The organism is Hymenobacter sp. AT01-02 (assembly GCF_000961955.2).
Classification (GTDB): Bacteria; Bacteroidota; Bacteroidia; order Cytophagales; family Hymenobacteraceae; genus Hymenobacter; species Hymenobacter mucosus.
Window position 1 is genome coordinate 1 of record NZ_JZIR02000119.1, and the last position, 4632, is coordinate 4632.

General features: G+C 55.9%; 5 protein-coding genes and 1 pseudogene. 2 read left to right on the plus strand and 4 right to left on the minus strand.

All coding sequences use genetic code 11. From position 1 onward, the window contains the following. Positions 1-965: pseudogene (locus VI25_RS20575) on the minus strand (ribonuclease R); the annotation flags it as partial. 173 nt (positions 966-1138) lie between these two features. Further along, positions 1139-1291: an ATP-grasp domain-containing protein gene (locus VI25_RS29060; RefSeq protein WP_410503449.1), complete on the minus strand. Its 153-nt coding sequence runs from the start codon at positions 1289-1291 to the stop codon at positions 1139-1141. A 95-nt stretch (positions 1292-1386) separates the two neighbouring features. Between VI25_RS29060 and VI25_RS20580 the strand changes: the two genes are divergently transcribed. Continuing rightward, on the plus strand, positions 1387-1884 hold the full coding sequence (locus VI25_RS20580; RefSeq protein WP_045689356.1) for a DUF2199 domain-containing protein: 498 nt from the start codon (positions 1387-1389) through the stop codon (positions 1882-1884). Between the two features lie 78 nt (positions 1885-1962). Here the strand turns inward: VI25_RS20580 and VI25_RS28005 are convergent, their stop codons facing one another. Further along, positions 1963-2436, minus strand: coding sequence for an ABC transporter ATP-binding protein (locus VI25_RS28005; RefSeq protein WP_055562795.1), 474 nt, complete (start codon positions 2434-2436; stop codon positions 1963-1965). Positions 2437-2441: 5 nt separating this feature from the next. Beyond that, positions 2442-3968: an ATP-binding cassette domain-containing protein gene (locus tag VI25_RS24340; protein WP_055562796.1), complete on the minus strand. Its 1527-nt coding sequence runs from the start codon at positions 3966-3968 to the stop codon at positions 2442-2444. A gap of 175 nt (positions 3969-4143) precedes the next feature. Between VI25_RS24340 and VI25_RS20595 the strand changes: the two genes are divergently transcribed. Next, positions 4144-4632: aldo/keto reductase (locus VI25_RS20595; RefSeq protein ID WP_161807002.1), on the plus strand; the 489-nt coding region annotated here is incomplete at its 3' end.

Here is a 4632-nt window from a genome sequence, read left to right on the forward strand (position 1 = left end):
GCAGGGAACTCAAACGGCAACCCAAACTCGGCCATGATGGCGTTGATTTCGGCTTCGTTTTGTCCGGCCTGACCGAAGCTGCGCACCACTTCTCCCACGGGCAAGTGGCCGGCATCATTCTCCGGAAACTCAGCAATGCGCACCAGCACTTTCTCCCCATGCACGGCCCCATGTAGGTTCTCATAGGGCACAAACACATCGAAGTACACCTTACGGTTATCGGGCTTCACAAACCCAATACCGCCCTGCATGTGCAGGCGGCCTACCAGCTCAGGGCGTACCCGGTTAAGCACTTCCACTACGTCGCCCACGGGGCGGCCGTCGCGTGAGCCACGCAGGCGCAGCCGCACCGTGTCGCCGTGCATTGCAAACCTCAGCTTGTCGGTAAAGACCCGTACGTCCTGCTCACTTTCCTCACTGATGACGAAGGCGTACTTGTCGGTAGCCAGCGCCACAGTACCCGTAATGGTTTCGCCAGCCTCTTCGTGGCGAACCCGCCGACGGGTAGTAGTTGGCTCGTCAGCATCGGGGAAATCGAAGCCGGCTTCGCGCCGACGGTGTACCACGGGGTCCTGGCCGAACTCCGTTTCTACCGGACGGCCACCACGGCGGCCGGTTGCGGCGAAGGGCTCTCGCTCGTTGCGGCGCGTCTTGCGGCCACTAGCCGGCTCGGTGGCTGCCTGCGCAGCACCAGCATCTGTCAGCCGATAGTCGTCGTTCTGTAATAGGGTAAGCAAGCCCGCTTTCTTTAGGGCTTTAAGATGGTTGAAAATGTCTTCGCGCTGTTCCTTCGTCGTCACGCCTAAGCGGCGGGAGAGTTGGCGGTAGGCGAATACTTTGCCTGGGTTGTCGCGAAAAATGCGAAACACAAGGTCTTTGGAAATGGGGGCCGCGGCGGCCTTGTCGCCACGAGCTGCCTTCGCGCGAGGGGCGCGGGGGGCAGCAGATTCGTCTTTTTCTTTCATGTAGAAAACAGGCCGCCAGTGGTTGTCTTTTTCGCAGGCGGCGGGGTTGAATGAGTGGGAAACTGGTAGTACTACGAGGTTTCCCGGGTAAAGTAATCCAGCTCGAAATCGAGCTTCGAAAAGATGATACGGAATATATCGGCGAATAACTATTTCTAGCCGAAAATGGGATGTTACGGTTGAGTTAGGGCAGCTATAGCCCGCAATACGGTACGGCCAAATTCGGCTACGCCCCATTCCTTTAGGTAGGACACCTGGCCGTCACCTACCTCTACAACTATTGGATGCCCTGCCGCGGTAATGGCTACATCCAAGCTATAGAACAAACGAGGGCACAGCAGAAAAAGTGCCGACTGAAGCAGAGTAACTACAACAACTGGCTGTCTAATTTTAGAAACGTATTCAACCTATGTAAACGGCTATGCCCGGATTCACTTGTTCCACTTGCGGCGAATTTCACGAAGAAGTACCTATGTGCTTTGGAGCAGATTTCCCCGACTTCTATTTCAGCGTGCCACCAGCCGAAAGGACAAAACGGGTCGAATTGACGCGTGATTTGTGCGTAGTGGATGAGGAACACTTCTTCATTCGGGCCCGCATCGAAATTCCAGTACATGATTCATTCGAACCACTTTGCTGGAACGTCTGGACTTCTTTAAGCGAAACCAACTTCATTCGAGCGAACGAGGTATGGAATGAACCGGACCGGGTGAATGAGCCGCCCTATTTCGGCTGGCTGCAAACGGTCATCCCCGGCTATGCCGACACATTGAATATCCGTACTCTTGTCCATACCCAACCGGTTGGCACCATTCCACGAGTTGAGGTAATTGAAGCGAACCATCCGCTGACATTAGACCAACAGCATGGCATTTCAATGGACCGCGTTATTGAGCTAGTGACACCACTGCTACACTAGACGGCTGTTGCTGTCAGCAACCTCAGCGCAAGAGGTGCTCTGCCTCTGCATGACGCGATGGTGGAGTGTCCTTCCCTCCTATGCCCTATCTGCTACCGCGGCGCGAATATCGGCGGGCTCGTCTTTCGGAATGGCGGCCAGCAACTGCTTCGTGTAGTCGTGCTGGGGGTTAGCATAGAGCTCGGCAGCCGGACCGCTCTCCACTATTTTTCCCTGGCGCATTACAAGCAGTCGGTCGCTCATGAAGCGGGCCACCGAGAGGTCGTGGGTGATAAAGAGGTAGGTGATGCCGAACTCGCGCTTGAGGTCATTGAGTAAGTTGAGCACCTGGGCTTGCACCGATACGTCGAGAGCCGAAACGGACTCGTCACAGATAATGCACTTGGGTTGCAGAGCCAACGCCCGGGCAATACAAATCCGCTGGCGTTGCCCCCCGCTGAACTCATGAGGATAGCGCAAGTAGTGCTCGTCCTTGAGCCCCACCGTGCGAAGGAGTTCTATCACCCGCTCCTTTTGCTGTTGCTTGGAGCCTCCTACATCGTGCACTCGCATGGGCTCTAAGATGCTTCGCCCACGGTCATCGTTGGGTTCAGGGCCGCGTAAGGGTCCTGAAATACCATCTGAAACTCCCGACGCCGTTGCCGCAGTTGTTCGGCCGGGAGGGTCGCGAGGTCCGTCCCCTCAAACAGGATACTACCGGACGTTGGTTCAACTAGTCGCAGCAACGTCCGCCCGAGGGTAGTTTTCCCACAGCCCGACTCTCCCACCAAGCCAACCGTTTCACCAGGGTAGATGTCGAAGCTCACGCCATCTACGGCCCGCACGTACTCTGTAGTGCGCCGCAGGAAGCCCTTCCGAATTGGGAAGTACACGTTCAGGTTTTCGACCTGCAAAAGGGGCCTTTGAATAGTTGCCACTTGGGAGGGTGGCGCAACCCCTACAGAGCTATTGGTATCCGTGAAGGTATTGGGGGCTGGTGCAACTCGTTCTTCGGAAGAGGCGGGAGTCACAGCACCTTCATTGGTAAACAACAAGGGCTGGCCTGATTCTAGGCTAGGAGCCGATTCTAAGCCGAACTGCGGTTCCACGGGGCGTGAAACAGAATGTTCCACGGGGAACGTTTTGGTAGTTTGAGAGCTGTTTTGAGGGTTTACCTGCCCTAGTTCACTGCTTTCACTAGCAAGCACTTGCGTGTACTCAGTTTCAGTGGCAATAAAGCCTCCATCGGCTGTTTCACGCATGAAATCTGCTACTACGGGAAGTTTTTTTCGCCCTACCGAAAGTTTTGGTCGGCAAGCCAGAAGGCCCTTAGTATAGGGGTGCTGCGGATTAGTAAAAATGTCGAGTACAGACCCCTGCTCCACTACCCGACCACGGTACATCACCAAAATTCGGTCGGCAATTTCTGCTACTACACCAAGATCGTGGGTAATGAAAATCACGGCAGTATTGTGCTGGCGGCGCAGGTCGTCGATGAGGCGCAGCATACGCGCCTGCACCGTCACGTCGAGAGCGGTAGTGGGCTCGTCGGCAATGAGGATGGCGGGGTTACAGGCCATGGCCATGGCAATCATAACGCGCTGCTTCTGGCCGCCGCTGATTTCGTGAGGGTAGCTGCTAAAGATTTTCTCAGGGCGCGGAAGCTGGGCCATCGTGAACAGCTCCACGGTACGGGCGGCAGCTTCCTTCTCATTGAGGCTGGTATGCAGGCGCAGTGCTTCTACTACCTGGCTGCCGCACGTGTACACCGGATTCAGGGAGGTCATGGGCTCCTGAAAGATCATGCTGATGTCGTTGCCGCGCACTTGCTGCAACTGTTCGTCGGAAAGCTTGAGCAAGTCTACGTCTCCGAGTACTTCCGACTGAAACCGCGCCTCACCGGATGTAATGCGGCCGGGCGGCAGGGGTATCAGCCCCATTAGTGCCAGTGAGGTAACCGACTTGCCCGAGCCGGACTCTCCTACAATAGCCAGCGTTTCGCCCCGATGCAAATCGAAGGAGATGTCGGCCACGGCCCGTGTATTGCCGCGGTGGCTGGCAAAGTCGATGGTCAGGTTGCGGACGGAGAGAATGGGCTGAGACACGGCGACGAAGAACGAGGCGGAAAAAAGTAAAGATAGGCAGGTAGGCAGTAGCTTCCCGTGCAAGTCTAACGTATGCCACTCCTAGTTGAGTAAGGAACTCAGGAGTGGCACTAGGCCGATTCCTAGGGCTTGCTCTACTAGAAATGACAGCATACACTCACCTCAAATAACCCACATGCAGTACCGCAAACTTGGTAAAACCGGATTCAATATTTCTGAAATCAGCTTGGGCACTTGGCAGGTAGGAGGCAAATGGGGCGACCCGTTCAGCCACGAAACTGCCGATTCTATCCTCAATGCCGCCGTTGACTCCGGCATCAACTTCATTGACACGGCCGATGTGTACGGCGACGGTGAGAGCGAAAAGGCTGTGGGCCGACTGGTTCGCAGCCGCTCCGAACGGGTGTACGTGGCTACCAAGTGTGGCCGCCAGCTTCAGCCACACACCAACGAGGCCTACCAGCCCGACGTCCTTCGCAAGTTCGTGGAAGCCAGCCTGCGCAATATGCAGCTGGAAACGCTCGACCTGATTCAGCTGCACTGCCCTCCTACCGAGGTGTTCTACCGTCCTGAAATCTTCGAGCTATTTGACCGGCTGAAGGAGGAAGGTAAAATTTTGAACCTGGGGGTGAGTGTGGAAAAGGTGGAAGAAGGCCTCAAAGCC

Bases quoted from the DNA above. Each gene is read 5' to 3' on its own strand.
- VI25_RS20580 (WP_045689356.1), top strand. From the start codon at position 1,387: ATGCCCGGATTCACTTGTTCCACTTGCGGCGAATTTCACGAAGAAGTA.
- VI25_RS28005 (WP_055562795.1), bottom strand. From the start codon at position 2,436: ATGCGAGTGCACGATGTAGGAGGCTCCAAGCAACAGCAAAAGGAGCGG.